The 14,356-nt window shown below is 69.1% G+C and carries 16 protein-coding genes; 5 read left to right on the top strand and 11 right to left on the bottom strand.

Annotated elements, in window-relative coordinates; all coding sequences use genetic code 11:
- Nucleotides 1–28: 28 nt before the first annotated feature.
- From ACE3OU_RS13650 to ACE3OU_RS13615, 8 genes are all read right to left on the bottom strand, one after another.
- On the bottom strand, nucleotides 29–568 hold the full coding sequence (locus ACE3OU_RS13650) for a multiheme c-type cytochrome (RefSeq protein WP_374242101.1): 540 nt from the start codon (nucleotides 566–568) through the stop codon (nucleotides 29–31).
- 393 nt (nucleotides 569–961) lie between these two features.
- Nucleotides 962–1,429, bottom strand: a complete 468-nt coding sequence (locus ACE3OU_RS13645) for a GDP-mannose mannosyl hydrolase (RefSeq protein WP_374242100.1) — start codon at nucleotides 1,427–1,429, stop codon at nucleotides 962–964.
- Complete coding sequence (locus tag ACE3OU_RS13640; protein WP_374242099.1) at nucleotides 1,426–1,944, bottom strand: GNAT family N-acetyltransferase; 519 nt, start codon at nucleotides 1,942–1,944, stop codon at nucleotides 1,426–1,428. Before ACE3OU_RS13640 ends, ACE3OU_RS13645 begins: the two co-directional genes overlap by 4 nt.
- Before the next feature lie 23 nt (nucleotides 1,945–1,967).
- Nucleotides 1,968–2,333 (bottom strand): hypothetical protein, encoded by a 366-nt coding sequence (locus tag ACE3OU_RS13635; protein ID WP_374242098.1) that lies wholly within the window; start codon nucleotides 2,331–2,333, stop codon nucleotides 1,968–1,970.
- Nucleotides 2,334–2,373: 40 nt separating this feature from the next.
- A complete protein-coding gene (locus ACE3OU_RS13630) occupies nucleotides 2,374–3,147 on the bottom strand; it encodes a competence/damage-inducible protein A (protein ID WP_374242097.1) in 774 nt (257 codons plus the stop codon).
- Nucleotides 3,148–3,891, bottom strand: a complete 744-nt coding sequence (locus tag ACE3OU_RS13625) for an EI24 domain-containing protein (protein WP_374242096.1) — start codon at nucleotides 3,889–3,891, stop codon at nucleotides 3,148–3,150.
- A 167-nt stretch (nucleotides 3,892–4,058) separates the two neighbouring features.
- Nucleotides 4,059–4,796 (bottom strand): N-acetylmuramoyl-L-alanine amidase, encoded by a 738-nt coding sequence (locus ACE3OU_RS13620; protein WP_374242095.1) that lies wholly within the window; start codon nucleotides 4,794–4,796, stop codon nucleotides 4,059–4,061.
- Nucleotides 4,793–5,707, bottom strand: a complete 915-nt coding sequence (locus ACE3OU_RS13615) for a TraB/GumN family protein (protein WP_374242094.1) — start codon at nucleotides 5,705–5,707, stop codon at nucleotides 4,793–4,795. The genes ACE3OU_RS13620 and ACE3OU_RS13615 overlap by 4 nt, the downstream gene beginning before the upstream one ends.
- Nucleotides 5,708–5,776: 69 nt before the next feature.
- Here ACE3OU_RS13615 and miaA point away from each other — a divergent pair, with 69 nt between their 5' ends.
- On the top strand, nucleotides 5,777–6,733 hold the full coding sequence (gene miaA, locus ACE3OU_RS13610) for a tRNA (adenosine(37)-N6)-dimethylallyltransferase MiaA (protein ID WP_374242093.1): 957 nt from the start codon (nucleotides 5,777–5,779) through the stop codon (nucleotides 6,731–6,733).
- Nucleotides 6,734–6,823: 90 nt separating this feature from the next.
- On the opposite strand, the gene ACE3OU_RS13605 is transcribed toward miaA, so the two are convergent.
- Nucleotides 6,824–7,468 (bottom strand): PEP-CTERM sorting domain-containing protein, encoded by a 645-nt coding sequence (locus ACE3OU_RS13605; RefSeq protein ID WP_374242092.1) that lies wholly within the window; start codon nucleotides 7,466–7,468, stop codon nucleotides 6,824–6,826.
- A 510-nt stretch (nucleotides 7,469–7,978) separates the two neighbouring features.
- Here ACE3OU_RS13605 and nadC point away from each other — a divergent pair.
- Both nadC and ACE3OU_RS13595 read left to right on the top strand, forming a co-directional pair.
- Entirely contained in the window at nucleotides 7,979–8,827 is an 849-nt protein-coding gene (gene nadC / locus ACE3OU_RS13600) for a carboxylating nicotinate-nucleotide diphosphorylase (RefSeq protein WP_374242091.1), read from the top strand.
- Between the two features lie 76 nt (nucleotides 8,828–8,903).
- Nucleotides 8,904–9,794 (top strand): hypothetical protein, encoded by an 891-nt coding sequence (locus ACE3OU_RS13595; RefSeq protein ID WP_374242090.1) that lies wholly within the window; start codon nucleotides 8,904–8,906, stop codon nucleotides 9,792–9,794.
- 111 nt (nucleotides 9,795–9,905) lie between these two features.
- Here ACE3OU_RS13595 and ACE3OU_RS13590 read toward each other — a convergent pair whose 3' ends face one another.
- Both ACE3OU_RS13590 and ACE3OU_RS13585 read right to left on the bottom strand, forming a co-directional pair.
- Nucleotides 9,906–10,109: a SlyX family protein gene (locus tag ACE3OU_RS13590; RefSeq protein WP_374242089.1), complete on the bottom strand. Its 204-nt coding sequence runs from the start codon at nucleotides 10,107–10,109 to the stop codon at nucleotides 9,906–9,908.
- 72 nt (nucleotides 10,110–10,181) lie between these two features.
- A complete protein-coding gene (locus ACE3OU_RS13585; RefSeq protein ID WP_374242088.1) occupies nucleotides 10,182–10,868 on the bottom strand; it encodes a 2-phosphosulfolactate phosphatase in 687 nt (228 codons plus the stop codon).
- Nucleotides 10,869–11,320: 452 nt separating this feature from the next.
- On the opposite strand from ACE3OU_RS13585, the gene ACE3OU_RS13580 reads away from it, so the two are divergent.
- Nucleotides 11,321–12,307, top strand: coding sequence for a TerC family protein (locus ACE3OU_RS13580; RefSeq protein WP_374242087.1), 987 nt, complete (start codon nucleotides 11,321–11,323; stop codon nucleotides 12,305–12,307).
- A gap of 108 nt (nucleotides 12,308–12,415) precedes the next feature.
- Nucleotides 12,416–14,353, top strand: coding sequence for a U32 family peptidase (locus ACE3OU_RS13575; RefSeq protein ID WP_374242086.1), 1,938 nt, complete (start codon nucleotides 12,416–12,418; stop codon nucleotides 14,351–14,353).
- The last annotated feature ends 3 nt before the right edge of the window (nucleotides 14,354–14,356 follow it).

Raw genomic sequence — 14,356 nt, 5'->3', positions numbered from 1 at the left:
CACCAGCGATTGCAGGATATGTTTGAAATCAAGCGGTTTCATCGCCACCCTCCTGATTGCAGCAAAACTGTATATTCAGACAGATTGCAGGGGGTACGGTTCCACAGGCAACGGTGACATAGCCTTTATATTTGCCGGTGGAGTCGTGGCAGACGAGGCAGTCGACGTTCTCTTCGGAGGCGAAGTCGAAACCTTCGTCCTTCAGCCCGTAGCCGATGTGGCAGCTGGCGCAGGCCTTGTAGTTGGACGACACCGAGGTGCAGAAGTTGTTGATGACGTGCTTCTTGCCGAGCTTCTGGCGGGTGGCGGGGTTGATGTACTCCCACTTCCAGTGCTGGGTCTGGTGCAGCTGTTTGGAGGCCTCGGTGTGGCAGCTCAGGCAGGCCTTGGTGACCTCCGGCCCCGAGCTGAAGACCCGCTGCAGCGCCTTGAACTTGCTGTGGTCGGCCGTGGATTTGAGCAGCTTGGACGGTGGCGCGGCGGTTTCTTCGTCCGCTGCTGCGCCGGCCCCTGCTGCGATGAAGCCCATGGCGGCAATGGCCACGAGCGCGCGTCTCAGGAACTGCATGACACCCTCCTTTCAGATCGCCGGGCCGGAAACGGCACGCAACGAAACGAAGCATCGAGGGCTAGTTTAGATTTCTCTTATTTTCGAATATTGATAAGAGTCAATACACCAACCGGGTTTTTAATCAGGTTTTTTTATGGTCTGGGGCCGCAGACGGAGCGCATTCCACCAGCCGCGCGCCCCCGACATCCGGGCGCTGCGCCGCGCTGAGGTTCGCACCCCGCACCCCGACGCCCCACCCGGCGGACGCCCCACCCGGCGGACGCCCCGCGGCGATGTCGGGTCACGCTTCACTGACCCGACAGACGGGGCTTGCCGCGCTCCCTGCGCCGCGGTAGGCCGGATCAGCGCAGCGAAATCCGAGACCTCCCTCTCACCCTCCCCTCCCCCGCCCTAATCCGCCAGCAGCGGCAGGTAGTCCCGGGTGTAGCGATGCACCGCCTCGCTCGCGGCGGCCTCGGCGAGGGGCCACCAGCGCAGCTGGCGGTGCTGGTCGTCACCGCCCGGCACCTCGAAGCCGGCGGGCAGGTCGATGCGGTGGGCGATCACCACGTAATGGGTGCTCACGCCGATGTCACCGGCGAAGCAGTCGGGGTAGAAGTGCTCGAACACGCCGAGCAGCCGGGGCTCGAGGGCCTGCACGTCGGGGATCCGCAGCTCCCCCGCGGCGACCCGCTGCAGTGCGGCGGCGCGGGGCTCGTTCTTGCGGATCACGCCGCCGGGCACGAACCAGCTGCCCTGGGCCGGGCGGTTGTTGCGCAGGCCGAGCAAAACCTCGGCGCCGCCGCGCACCAGCACCAGGTCGACGGACACCAGCGGCGTGTCGCGGACGATCTCGAGGTAGCGTTCGCGCTCGATCACTGGGCGGAGCCTTCGATGGGGGCAAAGGCAGCGTGGTACTCCACGGTGCCGGCAAGGCCCGCCAGGTGGCCGGGCATCAACGGGACGACCATGAAGGCTTCGTCCGGCGCGTCGTAGGGGCAGCGGAGACCGTGGCGCGAGGCGGGCTCGAAGCCGAAGCGCGGGTAATAGCCCGGGTGGCCGAGCACCACCACCGCGCCGGCGCCGGCCTCGCGGGCGGCGGCCAGCCCGGCCTCGACCAGCGCGCTGCCCACGCCGCTGCGCTGGTAGTCGGGCAGCACCGCCATCGGCGCAAGGCCGAGCAGCCGTGCCTCCGGGTGGCCGGGCAGCAGCACCGGGGTGAACAGGATGTGGCCAACGATACGCCCCTTGTCGGTGGCGACCAGCGAGACCTGGGGAAAGCAGCGGCCGCGCAGGCGGTCCACCAGGTCGGCCTCGGCGGGACCGTCGAAGGCGGCAAGGTGGACGGCGCGCACGCCGGACTGGTCGGCGGGGGCTTCGGGGCGGATCTGCATCAGAAAACTCCAGGGCGAGGCGGCTAGCGCAGCCGCCGGTGGCGGAAGCTGGCGGGGGCGTGGGCGAAGATCACCGAGAACACCAGGATCAGCCAGAACAGCAGCGGGCGGCGGGCTTCATCGGCGGCGAACCAGCCGAGCAGCGCAAACTTGACGAGCAGCGACAGGCCGGCCAGCTCCCGCAGCCAGCGCCGCCGCGACCAGGCGTCGAGCAGCGCCATTGCCACGCCGGACAGCACCATCAGGTAAACAAAACCGGCCGCGGCAGCCTCCCCCGCCAGCAGCCCGGCCCCCACGCCGACCACGCCGGCCAGGTGGGCGGCGCGCAGCAGCACGCCGAGCCAGCGGCGGCCGGGGAAGTCGCGGTAGGCGGAGGCAGGCGCGGGCATTAGCGGACGAGGCGGCGGGCAGGGCCGGGAACGACGGGCATCACAGCGCGGCGCGGGGCTCCCATTCGTAGCCGCGGCGGCCGAGCTCGGCGGTGATGCGGGCCATTGCATCGGCGACGCGGGCGGACGGCCCCTTCATGCCCAGCTCCACATGCCGGCGCTGGGTGTCGGTGCCGAAGCTGGGCAGGCTGAACAGGGTGCAGTCGGAGAAGTCGGCGGTGATCTGCTCCATCAGGTCGATGAGCTTGCCCTCCAGCGCCTCCCAGACGATCACCGAGTGCTCCACGTAGTCGGCCTGGTGGTGCAGGTGGGCAAAGCGGTGGTCGAGCACCCATTCGACCATCGGCCAGGCCATCACCGGAAAGCCGGGCACGAAGAAGTGGTTGTGGATAGAAAAGCCCGGGATGCGGTTGTAGGGGTTGGGGATGATCTCGCTGCCCACCGGATAGACCCCCATCTGCAGGCGCTGGGGGGTGATCTCGTCGCCGAAGCGGGCGCGGATCTCGGCCTCGGCCTCGGGGTGCAGCGCCAGCGGCAGGCCCAGCGCCTCGGCGGCGGCCTGGCGGGTGTGGTCGTCGGGGGTGGCGCCGATGCCGCCGAAGCTGAACACGATGTCGCCGCTGGCGAAGCTCTCGCGCAGGGCCTGCACCAGGCGCGGGCGCTCGTCGCCCACGTAGCGCACCGACGCCAGCCGCAGGCCGCGGGCCTTGAGCAGCTCGAGCACCTTGCCCAGGTGCTTGTCTTCGCGGCGGCCCGACAGCAGCTCGTCGCCGATGATGATTGCGCCGAAGGCCGGCGCCGGGGTTTCAGCCATTCAATTCACCTCGATGATGTGTTCGGTGCGCCGGGCGAGCCGCAGCGCGGAGAGCAGATGATGCACGAAGGCCAGCCCCGACAGGGCCGGCGCGAAAAGGTTGAGCAGCGGCACGTGGGCCAGCACCGCCCCCATCAGCCCGACCCCGAACAGGCCCGCCGAGTGGGCGGCCGGCAGGGCCTTCAGCTCGTATTTGTCGGCGTGGGCCATCAGTGCGTCGTAGCGGAAGGCGCGCTGGTTGAGCCAGGCGGTGAGCAGCAGCGAGATCAGCAGCCCGGCACCGGGAATCAGCCACAGGGGCAGGCTCAGCACCAGCATCACGATGAACTGCAGCGAGGCGACGAGGGCATTCACCACACTGCCCAGTTGGCTGCCGCCGCCGCGGCGCTGGAGGTCGGCGTAGTCGGAGGCGGCGACCCGTTCGAGCATCAGCGGTAGCGCCACCGCCGCCACCAGGAAGGCCGCCGTCACATACACCAGGGGCAGCGCCAGCACCGCCAGCCCGATCTTGAACATCAGCAGCGCCACCGTGAAAGCCCAGTCGGTGCCGGTGATCCAGCCGCCGACAAGCGGCAGCCCGCCGATCAGCGCCGCGCCCTGGTCGGTCAGCCAGCCCCAGTTGAAGACCAGCAGGGACGTCCACAGCACGCTCGCGGCCAGGGTCGGCCACAGCAGGTGCCACAGCACACCCGGCCGGCCCAGGCTGCGCAGCGCCGCGAAGTAGGAGAAGAGGATGGTTTTCATGGTGAGGGCTCGGGTGGGTAGGGTCGTCGGGCATCGCGGGGCGTCGGGGAAGCCGCCCGCGCCGCGCCCGCCACGGAAGCCTGGGATGGATCGGCGATTTGCCTCCAAGGTTCCAGGCGACTTGCAGGCAGCCCGCCCGCGGCGACGCGGGCCGGGGCGCCGGGCGTTCAGTTAGGTTGCATTTTCGCCGATCCCCCGCCGGAGGTCACGCCGCAGGCCGCGAGGCCGGCGGCCACGGCGTCGGCGGTGAGGGCGCGGCGGGCGGGGGTGGCGAGGGCGCGTTCTTCATCGCGGTTGACGATCACCCCTGCCTCAAGCAGCACGCCGGGCAGGCGGCTGTATTTGAGCACCACGAGGTTGTCGTAGTAGTACACGCCATTGACCTCGTCGGCCCACGGCCGGCTGACACCTTCGGCGCTCACCCCATGGTGGGGCGTGGGCCGCAGGCCCGCTGCGCGCAGGGCGGCGCCGATCGCGCTGGCGCAGGCGAGGCTCTGCGCGAGCTGCGGATTGCGCCGCGACACGAACAGCGAAAAGCCGGACGCGGCCTCGGAGTGCAGCAGCTCGCGGCCGCGCCAGGTCCACGGTTCGAGGAGGTGGGCCTTCACCGAGTCGTGATGGACCGACAGCAGGAAGTCCGCCCCGCCCTCCTCCGCCTCCCGCGGGCGGGCGTGGAGGTCGGCCATCTCGCCCCGGTGGCCGATCAGGCGCACGGCCGCGCCGTCGGCGGCGAGGCGCGCGGCGATCACCGCGGCGAGGGAATGGTTGTACTCGAACTCCGGCACGCCGTAGGCGCTGGTGGCGCCGGGCTTGTCCAGGAAATGCCCCACGTCGACGGCCACCGTCGCCGCCCGGGCGGTGGTGGCGAGGGCGGCCAAGGCCGCCAGCAGCAGGCGCCGCCTCATTCGTCCGTCTCCATCACCTGCACCGGCCGGTAGCCGCGCCGGGCGAGCAGCGCCAGCAGGCCGGTGGCGCCGCCCAGGTGGCCGGCGCCCACCGCAACGAAGGGGCGCTCGCCGCGCTGCAGGCGGGCGGCGATCTGCCCGGCCATCTCGGCGTTGCGCCGGTCGAGCAGATCGGCGAGGAGCGGCGCCATGCCGGGGCTGGCCATCTCCTCCCGCAGCAGACGGTCGAGGGCCGCCGCGTCGCCCCGGCGCCAGGCGGCCAGCATCTCGCCGAAGTAGCGTGGGCCGGACCGCTGCTCGATGAGCTCGATGACCTCCACCAGGCTCGCCAGCTGCGCCGCATCGCCGCCGGCCGACAGGGCGGCGATCTGGCGCTCAATGGTTTCGAGGGCCGCCAACGGCAGGCCCCGCTCCCGCGCCCGGGTGGCGAGCCACAGGTCGACGCCCTGCTCGGTGTGGAAGCCGGCCAGCCGCGCGGCCTGCAGCGTCATCAGGGTGCCGAGCAGCCAGGGCCGCAGGCGCTGGGCCGAGTCTGCAGGCACGCCGACGGCCGCCAGCGCGGCGGCGAGGCGCGGACGCAGCGCTGCCGGCAACAGGCGGTCCACGCGCTGCCCCGGCGGCAGCGTGCCGGCCCGGGCCAGCGCCGGGCCGAGGGAGGGGTCGGCGGGGTCGAGTTCGAGGGCCAGCCCGTCGGCCGCCGCAAAGGCCGCCCGCACCGGCGCCGGCAGCGGAAAGCAGGCCGCGTCGCACACGTGGATGGTGCCGTACAGCCAGCCCCGCGGCGCGCCCTGCTCGTCGTGGAGCGCCCACAGGTAGAGCGGCCCGCCGGCCGCCGCCAGTCCGGCCCACGACGCCAGCGCACAGACCACCCACCAGGCCAGCACCCGCGCCGCCAATACCCGCCCCGCCATACCCAACCGCTGCCCGATCCTCAACTCGCCCCCACCCGCTACAATGCGCGACCACCAAAGACCCGCATCATGCCCCAAACCTCCGCCCTCCCGCCCGCCATCCTGCTGATGGGCCCCACCGCCAGCGGCAAGACCGCCTGCGCGCTGGCCCTCGCCCGGGTGCTGCCGGTCGAGATAATCAGCGTGGATTCCGCGCTGGTGTATCGCGACATGGACATCGGCACCGCCAAGCCCAGCCGCGACGAGCTGGCCGCCTGCCCCCACCACCTGATCGACATCGTGACGCCGGAGGAGGCCTACTCCGCCGCCCAGTTCTGCGCCGACGCGCGCCGGCTGATGGGCGAGATCACCGCCCGGGGCCGCATCCCGCTGCTGGTGGGCGGCACGATGCTGTATTACAAGGCGCTGCGCGAGGGCCTGTCGGAGCTGCCCGAGGCCGACCCCATCCTGCGCCGCGAGATCGAAGACGCGGCCGCCCGCGACGGCTGGCCCGCACTGCACGCCGAGCTGGCCCGCCTCGACCCCGAGGCCGCTGCCCGCCTGCAGCCCCGCGACGCCCAGCGCATCCAGCGCGCCCTCGAGATCGTGCGCCTCACCGGCCGCCCGCTGGCCGAGAGCTACGCCCGCCGCAGCGCAACGCCCGACACCCACCGCTACCTGCCCCTGGCGCTGATGCCGAGCGACCGCAGCGTGCTGCACGCGCGCATCGAGCGGCGCTTCGACACGATGCTGCTGGCGGGTTTTGTGGACGAGGTGGCGGCGCTGCGCGACAAATACCACCTCACGCCCGAGATGCCGTCGATGCGCTGCGTGGGCTACCGTCAGGCCCTGGAATATCTGGACGGCCACGTCAGCCTGGGCACCTTCCGCGAAAAGGGCATCTTCGCGACCCGTCAGCTGGCCAAGCGGCAGATCACCTGGCAACGCAACTTCCGCGACAACTGGGCGGAGCTGGTCGAGGTGGACAGCCTCGCCCCGGACGCCGAAGCCCGGGTGCGCGCGCTGGTGGAAGCCGGTCTGGGCTGAAGCCAGGCGCAAAAAACGGGGGGCCATGGTGAGCCCCCCGCGTTTCAGTCAGCCTTAAAACCGGGGCCCGTCAGCCGGCCCCGGCGGGTTTCACGCCGCGCTGCGCTTGCGGCGCATCCCAAGCAGCGCCAGCAGCCCCAGCGCCGACAGCGCGATGCCCGACGGCTCGGGCACCGCCGTGGCCTTCGGCGCTGGCTTGATGGAGGCCGGCGGCAGCGGCGCGAAGCCGGTGTTGTACGTCAGATCGGCAGTGTAAACCCCCTGGGTGACCGCCACATTGCCCGGCGTCGCGTTGAACGGATCCGAGGAGACCGCTTCGAGGGCGGAGCTCCCTTTGGCGCTGAAGACCGCCAGGAAATAGCTGTCATCGGCGAGCGTGAAATAGTCGAGGTAAGACTGGGTCCCCAATTCGGGCCACCTCTCGTCGTCGTTCACCACCAGCAGCCCCTTGGAGTTGTAGATGGCGATGGCCGGGTCGAGGGGCGACGTGCCGCCGGAGACGCGCACCTTGATGTTGCCGCCTACGGCAAAGCGGCCCAGATTGTAGAAATCGTAATCCCCATTGCCGTCGAGCGGGTTGGTGGTGATCGCGCCCGTAATGGACACCGAACCAGAACCGGTCAGAGCGAGCGCCTGGGCAGTGGGGATCGAGCCGTTGTTTTCGACCTCGGAAAGGGCCGCAAATGCCGGCAGCGCAAAGGACAGCGCGGCTACGGCCAGGACTCTCTTGATCATGGAATAACTCCTTGTGTTATTTTGAGCTACACAATCAGCAATCTCCATGCCAAAACAAAAAACCAATACATTTCAATTACTTGAATCAATTATCAATAGCCCATATTGGGATGTGTAAAATAGCCTGACACACTTTTATATTTTCCGGATATAAAGGCACGGCGGGTTTTTAGATGGGCTTCGGGCACAAGGAATTAATTCACGGCCCACGATCACTCGCTCCAAAGAAAAGGCAGCCGGGGGGCTTTCAATAAAATGCCCCCAAAAAAACATGTAAATAAACCCTGGGTCGTATTCGAATGCCGCCGGCCGACACCCATTGCGGGCGCCCGCACGGAATGCAACCCCAATACCCGCCGCGCCAGCGGACGGGCATGCCCGGCAGTCCCGCCGGCCCCCTCGAATTCTTCATCGCCTCGCCAGCGACGCCCATCGCCAGCCCGCGGCGTGCCGGCGATGGGCCCGCCCCGGTGGTAGAATCGGTGCCCGGTACTTCTGAGGTGACTCCCGATGGAATTTACAGAACAGCTTCGCGTTGAAGTCCAACGCTCCGTGGCAGCCTCCCTGGCCGAGGACATCGGCACCGGCGACCTCACCGCCCGCCTCGTGCAGGCCAACCGCATGGCCCGTGGCCGGGTGATCACCCGCGAGGATGCGATCCTGTGCGGCACCGCGTGGTTCGACGCCGCCTTCATGGCCCTCGAGCCCGACGCCTCGGTGATCTGGCACGCCCGCGACGGCGAGCGCATCAAGCCCGGCCAGCTGCTCTGTGAAATCGACGCCTCGGCCCGCGCCCTGCTCACCGCCGAGCGCACCGGCCTCAACTTCGTGCAGCTGCTGTCGGGCACCGCGACGATGACCGCCACCTACGTGCAGGCCGTGGCCGGCACCCGCGCCAAGATCGTCGACACCCGCAAGACCTTGCCCGGCCTGCGCCTGGCCCAAAAATACGCGGTGCGCGTCGGCGGCGGCACCAACCACCGCGTCGGCCTCTACGACGGCATCCTGATCAAGGAGAACCACATCATCGCCGCCGGCAGCATCAAGGCGGTGATCGAGAACGCCCGCGCCATCGCCCCGTCGAACGTGTTCATCGAGGTCGAGGTGGAAGACCTCGGCCAGCTCGAGGAAGCCCTTGCCGCTGGCGCCAGGATGATCCTGCTCGACAACATGAGCCTCGACCAGATGCGCGAGGCCGTCGCCATCACCAAGGGCCGCGCCGAGCTAGAAGCCTCTGGCGGCGTCAACCTGGAGAGGGTGCGGGCGATCGCCGAGACGGGCGTCGACCGCATCTCGATCGGCAGCCTCACCAAAGACGTGCACGCGGTGGATCTGTCCCTGCGCCACGTGGAAGAGTAAACCGCCCCGCCCGCGAGGCCCGGCCCGGCGCCGGGCCTTTTGTTTTTTCGCCCCCTGTTTTTCCGGCTCTCCGCCCATGAAGATCGAATTCGACGGCGCCGTGTCCAGCGCCAACGCCAACACCCTCTCCCAGGTCATCGAGGCCCTGCTGGCGCGCATCCAGGCCCGGGACACCGGGCTCGACCTGTCGGCCCTCACCCGCATCCTCGTCACCGACGAGCTCGCCGCCGCCGAACAGCGGCTCGGCGCCGCGCCGGTGTCCGGCGAGCACCTGTCGCGCATCGTCACCGACGGCGACGGGCTGGCCCTGCTCTTCGACGGCGCCCGCCTGTGGCAGATCCTGGAGGGCGACGGCGCCGAGATCGCCCGCCTGATCCACCACCTGCACAAGGAATGCTGGCGCGTCCACGACGCCCGCCAGCCCCAGGCCGCCGAGGCCCCCACGCCGCTGGCCCGCGCCCTGGCGCCCATCGTCGCCGCCATGTGGCAGGAATACCGCATCAACCGGCGCAGCGCCTGGTCGCTGCCGCCCGACTCCGACCTGCTGCTCAACCACCTCGCCGCGCTGCTGCAGGCCCTGCCCGCCGGCATGCAGGAGGAGATCACCCTGTACTTCGCCGACCAGGACCTCGACGGCCTGTTCGCCAAGAGCATGGGCCGCATCGCCCACCTGATGCAGGCCGTGGCCCACGTCCAGGGCTACCTCGACGGCATGGGCCAGCCGCTGCAGGCGGTGAGCGGCGAGATGCACGAACTGGTGGCCGGCTCCTTTTTGTCGCCAATCTGGCTGACCACCGCCCAGCACCTGGCCGCCGGCCACGACATCGGCCCCGGCGAGCTGGCCGACGTGCCCCTGCGCCGCGACATCCACAACGCCTTCGCCACCTTCGGCCTGCAGCTGCGCGAGGAAGACGGCGACGTGTGGGTGGACGTGCAGCCGATCGCGCGGCCGGAGACGCTGCACTGAAGAGGTAGCTCGTGCCGCCTGGGGCTGCAGCCTCAACCGAGCAGGTTGGGGGCCATCATTGCATGAGCCCCTTTTGTGTCTCCGACTCCGCCGCTGGCGATGCCGGCGCCGTCAGTAATGGGGCGGGATCTCGTCCCGCAGGTCGCGCGCCTCGGCGGCCGGGGACGCAGACTGCATCTGCTGGTAGAGCAGGCGGACCTGCCGCTGGAGGGCGTCGATCTGCTCCTGCTGGCGATGCACCGTCATGTTGAGGGCATCCACCAGGTCTTCGGTGAGGGCGAGCTTGATCTCGATTTCGGTGAGTCGGGATTCCATGGCGGCCCTCGGAGAAAGTTTGCGAAGGGCGGATTGTTCCAGCCCGCGGCCCGGGCGCCAAGCCCGACGTGCTCAGCGGATCACCAGGTGCTCGCCCTCGCGGGCCACCGGCATCGCAAAATCGAAGCGATCCACGTGGGCGGCGAGGTCCAGGTCGGCCAGCGGCAGGTTGGGCCAGGTGCCGGCCACGAAGCGCCGGCCGAAGTCGGAATCCCGCACCCGACGGGCGAAATCCTCCGCCGGCGCCGGCTCGCCGCGCAGCAGCGCCTCGATGTAGTCGGCGCAGGCCACGTCCTCGTCGCCGTCCCGGTCGACCCACTCGCCGGTGATCACGAAGCACACCTCATCCGCCCCCGCCGCGCGGATCGCCTCGGCGGTCGCCCGGCCGCACACCAGGCTGGCGGCGTAGAGCCGGCGGGCCTGGCGGAAGCGCTGCAGCCCGCGCACCCCGGCCGCGGTGCTCAGCACCACCGGGCGGCCGGCCAGCCCCACGTCGAGCAGCGCCGCCGGCGAGTTGCCGTACGCGAAGCCGGGCGCCGGGTCGCCGCCGGCCACCGCCCCCACCGACACGGCATCGGCCAGCATGCCGGTCAGCACGAGTCCGGCCGAGACGCCCTCCACCGGATAGATCGCTGCCGCGCCCCGCTCGAGGGCCACCGCCGCAGTGGTGAAGGAGCGCAGCACGTCGATGACGACCACGGTGTCACTGGCGTCCGGCTGGTTGTGCAGGCGGTTCAGGAACACGCGGGAAAATTTCATGATGTCCGGATCCGGGAAAATGGAGCTGCGATGAACCGGCAGATCGCCCGAGAGGCGCGCCGTTGCTTGATTTGACGCCAGGGAGCAAGCCGGGTTCCGGCAGAACTTAGCCCGCCCCGGCACGCCGGGCAAGACGCAGCGCACCATCGCCTCCCGCCGGTCGCGGGGCAAAAAAACCTTGACCCGACGCCAGCGGGCGTCTAGCCTGAGAGCGTCCCAAGGGGGAGTAGCTCTCCGCCGCGGCGTCGTCAATTCGGAAAGTCTGGTCCGTCCAGCCTCTCCCGGCGCCCCGGGCAGTCGTCACCAGGCGGCTGCGAGCAAGACCTTTGCCGCGATGGCAGAGGTTTCCCCGTTCGGAAAAGCGGCCCTCCGTCCTCGCTGGACAAGGGCCGTTTCGTTTGCTGCCCCGGCCGCGCGAAACGGAAAGCTGATCCGACATGGAGGACTTCTCAATGGAAACAATCGGTACGTGGTGGATGTGGGCGGGCTTCTTCGCCATCGTCCTGGTCATGCTGGCCGTCGACCTGTTCGCCACCGGCGGCGGCAAATCGCACAGGGTGAGCTTCCGCGAGGCGGCCGGCTGGTCGGCCATCTGGGTGGGCATCTCGCTGGGCTTTGCAGCGGCGTTGTGGTTCTACCTCGATGGCGCGATGGGGCGCGAGGTCGCCAACGCCAAGGCGCTGGAGTTTCTCACCGGCTATCTGATCGAGAAGTCCCTCGCGGTGGATAACGTCTTCGTGTGGCTGATGCTGTTCAGCTACTTCGCGATCCCCCTCGAACTGCAGAAGCGCGTGCTGATCTACGGCGTGCTCGGCGCGATCGTGCTGCGCACGGTGATGATCTTTGCCGGCGTGTGGCTGATCAGCCAGTTCCACTGGCTGCTCTACGTGTTCGGCGCCTTCCTGCTGATCACCGGCATCAAGATGTGGTGGTTCGCCGACGCCGAGCCCGACCTGGCCAACAACCCGGTGATCCGCTGGATGCGCAGGCACCTCAAGGTCAGCGACACCCTCCACGGCGAACACTTCTTCGTCACCCGCGATACGGCCGGCAAGGCGGTGCGCTACGTGACGCCGCTGTTCCTGGTGCTGGTGCTGGTGGAGCTCTCCGACGTGATCTTCGCGGTCGATTCGATCCCGGCGATCTTCGCGATCACCACCGACCCGTTCATCGTGCTGACCTCCAACCTCTTCGCGATCCTCGGCCTGCGGGCGATGTACTTCATGCTGGCCGGCATGGCCGACCGCTTCTCGCTGCTCAAGTACGGCCTGGCGCTGGTGCTGGTCTTCATCGGCACCAAGATGCTGCTGATCGACGTCTACCCGATTCCGGTGCCGTTCTCGCTGGGCGTGGTGGCGGTGATCATCGCCACCTCCATCGTGCTGTCCCTGCGCCGCGACGCCCGCCAGCGCGCCGGCGAGGCCGTGCGGCAGAACTGACCCGCGCATCCCTCGACGCCCCCCGGGCGTCGGGGGATAATGGCGGGTTGCACAAGCTGCCGTCCGAGCAGCCCGCCCGCCACCGGGCACCCCCTGGAGAGTACCGGCATGACCCACACCCGCAAGCAGCTCGAACTCCTGGCCCCGGCCAAGAACGCCGACATCGGCATCGAGGCCATCAACCACGGCGCCGACGCCATCTACATCGGCGGGCCGGCCTTCGGCGCCCGCGCCAATGCCGAGAACACCGTCGCCGACATCGAGCGCCTGGCCCGCCACGCCCACCGCTTCGGTGCGCGGGTCTTCGTGACCTGCAACACCATTCTGTTCGACGAGGAAGTGGCCAGCGCCGAGCGCCTGATCCGCCAGCTCCACGAGGCCGGTGCCGACGCGCTGATCGTTCAGGACATGGGCCTCCTCGAGCTCGACCTGCCGCCGATCCAGCTCCACGCCAGCACCCAGACCGACATCCGCCACCCCGAAAAAGCCCGCTTCCTGCAGGACGTGGGCTTCTCGCAGATCGTGCTGGCCCGCGAGATGACCCTCACCGAGATCAAGAAGGTCGCCGCCGCCACCGACTGCGCGCTGGAGTTCTTCATCCACGGCGCCCTGTGCGTGGCCTTCAGTGGCCAGTGCTACATCAGCCACGCCCACACCGGCCGCAGCGCCAACCGGGGCGAATGCTCCCAGGCCTGCCGCCTGCCCTACGACCTCACAGACAAGGACGGCAACCTCGTCGCCAGCAACCAGCACCTGCTGTCGATGAAGGACAACAACCAGAGCGCCAACCTGCGCGCGCTGGCCGACGCGGGCATCAGCAGCTTCAAGATCGAAGGCCGCTATAAAGACATGGCCTACGTCAAGAACATCACCGCCCACTACCGCCTGCTGCTCGACCAGATCATGGAGGACGCGCCGGAATACTCCCGCACCTCCGCCGGGCGCAGCACCTTCCTGTTCCAGCCGCTGGCCGACAAGACCTTCAATCGCGGCGCCACCGATTACTTCGTGAATGGCCGCACGGCCGACATCGGCGCCTTCGACTCGCCCAAGTTCGTCGGCGAACCGGTGGGCAGCGTGATCCGCGTGGACGGCAAGCAGCGCCGCCACTTCGACACCACCAGCGCCGTCGAGCTGCACAACGGCGACGGCCTCAGCTTCTACGACCGCAAGGGCGAACTCGTCGGGCTGCGGGTCAACCGCGCCGAGAAGATCGGCGAGGATTTCCGGGTGCACACCGCCGACCAGATCCCCGCCGAGCTCTTTCCCGGCAGCGGCATCTTCCGCAACCACGATCACGAATTCGAGCGAATGCTCGAAAAGAAATCCGCCGAGCGCCGCATCGCCGTGGACATGCGGTTCACCGAAACCCCCGACGGCTTCGCCCTCACCCTCACCGACGAGACCGGCGTGTCCGCCCGCGCCGAGCTGCCCCATGCCAAGGAGCCCGCCAAGGACGCCGAGCGCGCCCTCGCCGGCCTGCGCGACGGCATCGCCAAGCTCGGCGCCACCATTTTCAGCGCTCGCGACGTGCAGCTGGAGCTGTCCCAGGCCTGGTTCCTGCCTGCTGGCGCCGTCAACGCCCTGCGCCGCGAAGCCGCCGACAAGCTCGAGGCCGCCCGCATCAACGCCCTCCCGCCGCTGCCGCGCCGGGCCGCCGTAGAGCCCCCGGTGCCCTACCCCGAAACCGAGCTCAGCTACCTCGCCAACGTGCTCAACCAGAAGGCGCGCGATTTTTACCACCGCCACGGCGTGCAGCTCATCGAGGCCGCCTACGAGGCCAACGAGCACACCGACGACGCCTCCCTGATGATCACCAAGCACTGCCTGCGCTACAGCTTCAACCTGTGCCCGAAGGAAGTGAAGGGCATCAAGCCCGACCCGATGACGCTGATCAACGGCAAGGAAAAGCTCACCCTCAAGTTCGACTGCAAGCGCTGCGAGATGCACGTGATCGGCCGCATCCGCAAGTCGGTGCTCGACATGCCGGCGGTGCCGATCCAGTTCCACGCCAGCCGGCCGGCGCAGTTCCAGGCCCCCCACTAAGCC

The organism is Zoogloea sp., from assembly GCF_041908905.1.
In the GTDB taxonomy this organism is placed as follows: domain Bacteria; phylum Pseudomonadota; class Gammaproteobacteria; order Burkholderiales; family Rhodocyclaceae; genus Zoogloea.
The sequence above is the reverse complement of the archived record's forward strand: the minus strand, read 5'-3'. Positions and strand labels throughout refer to the sequence as shown.

What these genes read in the sequence shown, in the direction of transcription:
- ACE3OU_RS13590 (WP_374242089.1), bottom strand. Translation starts at nt 10,109, where the DNA reads ATGGAATCCCGACTCACCGAAATCGAGATCAAGCTCGCCCTCACCGAA.
- ACE3OU_RS13635 (WP_374242098.1), bottom strand. Translation starts at nt 2,333, where the DNA reads ATGCCCGCGCCTGCCTCCGCCTACCGCGACTTCCCCGGCCGCCGCTGG.
- ACE3OU_RS13630 (WP_374242097.1), bottom strand. Translation starts at nt 3,147, where the DNA reads ATGGCTGAAACCCCGGCGCCGGCCTTCGGCGCAATCATCATCGGCGAC.
- ACE3OU_RS13580 (WP_374242087.1), top strand. Translation starts at nt 11,321, where the DNA reads ATGGAAACAATCGGTACGTGGTGGATGTGGGCGGGCTTCTTCGCCATC.
- ACE3OU_RS13650 (WP_374242101.1), bottom strand. Translation starts at nt 568, where the DNA reads ATGCAGTTCCTGAGACGCGCGCTCGTGGCCATTGCCGCCATGGGCTTC.
- ACE3OU_RS13585 (WP_374242088.1), bottom strand. Translation starts at nt 10,868, where the DNA reads ATGAAATTTTCCCGCGTGTTCCTGAACCGCCTGCACAACCAGCCGGAC.
- ACE3OU_RS13640 (WP_374242099.1), bottom strand. Translation starts at nt 1,944, where the DNA reads ATGCAGATCCGCCCCGAAGCCCCCGCCGACCAGTCCGGCGTGCGCGCC.
- nadC (WP_374242091.1), top strand. Translation starts at nt 7,979, where the DNA reads ATGGAATTTACAGAACAGCTTCGCGTTGAAGTCCAACGCTCCGTGGCA.
- ACE3OU_RS13620 (WP_374242095.1), bottom strand. Translation starts at nt 4,796, where the DNA reads ATGAGGCGGCGCCTGCTGCTGGCGGCCTTGGCCGCCCTCGCCACCACC.
- ACE3OU_RS13595 (WP_374242090.1), top strand. Translation starts at nt 8,904, where the DNA reads ATGAAGATCGAATTCGACGGCGCCGTGTCCAGCGCCAACGCCAACACC.
- ACE3OU_RS13625 (WP_374242096.1), bottom strand. Translation starts at nt 3,891, where the DNA reads ATGAAAACCATCCTCTTCTCCTACTTCGCGGCGCTGCGCAGCCTGGGC.
- miaA (WP_374242093.1), top strand. Translation starts at nt 5,777, where the DNA reads ATGCCCCAAACCTCCGCCCTCCCGCCCGCCATCCTGCTGATGGGCCCC.
- ACE3OU_RS13615 (WP_374242094.1), bottom strand. Translation starts at nt 5,707, where the DNA reads ATGGCGGGGCGGGTATTGGCGGCGCGGGTGCTGGCCTGGTGGGTGGTC.
- ACE3OU_RS13575 (WP_374242086.1), top strand. Translation starts at nt 12,416, where the DNA reads ATGACCCACACCCGCAAGCAGCTCGAACTCCTGGCCCCGGCCAAGAAC.
- ACE3OU_RS13605 (WP_374242092.1), bottom strand. Translation starts at nt 7,468, where the DNA reads ATGATCAAGAGAGTCCTGGCCGTAGCCGCGCTGTCCTTTGCGCTGCCG.